Here is a 640-nt window from a genome sequence, read left to right as displayed (position 1 = left end):
GCAAGCCACCACCAACATCAACATCAACAAACCCGACCCTTGACCAGCCCACCCCGCCCTAACTGAACGGCGTTGGGCCTAGTCGGTCAGCAACATCGTGTAGAGGCGCGTGATCAACCCGTTGTCGACCAGGGCGATGTCGACGCCGCGGACCACCGGGTCCTGCCCTTCGGGCCCGAAGTTCCAGGCGAGGTAGCCCAGGTCGTCGTTGACACGGACAGGTCCGGCTGCGGAGAACACGAAGCCAGGCTGTTCGTCGAGAAGCCCTTGCGCCTTGGCCCCAACCGCCGCGTGCCCAATGACGGTGGCCTCCGGATCGGAAAACCGCACGTCCGGCACGTAGGTCCGGGCGATCGCGGCCGCCCGCCGTTCCGGATCCCGCTCGTTGAACACCTCGAGCAGATTCGCCCGCATCAGTCCCTCGATCGTCGCCATCAGATCCCCTTCATGCTCGCCGTGCCATGTACGTCCCACTCGCCCAGCGGCCTCCGCTCGCTGCCGTCCGACCGCGGTGTCCCCGGCGGGCCTCGCCATAGATGGGGCCGGTCGGATGCGGCGCCGGGCGTGCGGGACAGGAGCGATTGCTCGTGCTGTTTCGTACCCGTCGCGCAGCATGCCGTCGCCGCGCCATCGGCCTTAG

Annotated in this window: 1 protein-coding gene; it reads right to left on the bottom strand. The window is 67.5% G+C overall.

What is annotated here, in order from left to right:
- Positions 1 to 78: 78 nt before the first annotated feature.
- The gene (locus Asi02nite_RS41315) at positions 79 to 435 is read right to left on the bottom strand and encodes a nuclear transport factor 2 family protein (RefSeq protein WP_203719495.1); all 357 of its coding nucleotides are present in this window, start codon (positions 433 to 435) and stop codon (positions 79 to 81) included.
- Positions 436 to 640 lie beyond the last annotated feature (205 nt).

Origin of the sequence: Asanoa siamensis (assembly GCF_016862555.1) — a bacterium.
Taxonomy (GTDB): Bacteria; Actinomycetota; Actinomycetes; order Mycobacteriales; family Micromonosporaceae; genus Asanoa; species Asanoa siamensis.
Note: the sequence above shows the minus strand (reverse complement) of the source record. Positions and strands in the feature narration are given on the sequence as shown.

What these genes read in the sequence shown, in the direction of transcription:
- Asi02nite_RS41315 (WP_203719495.1), bottom strand. Translation starts at nt 435, where the DNA reads ATGGCGACGATCGAGGGACTGATGCGGGCGAATCTGCTCGAGGTGTTC.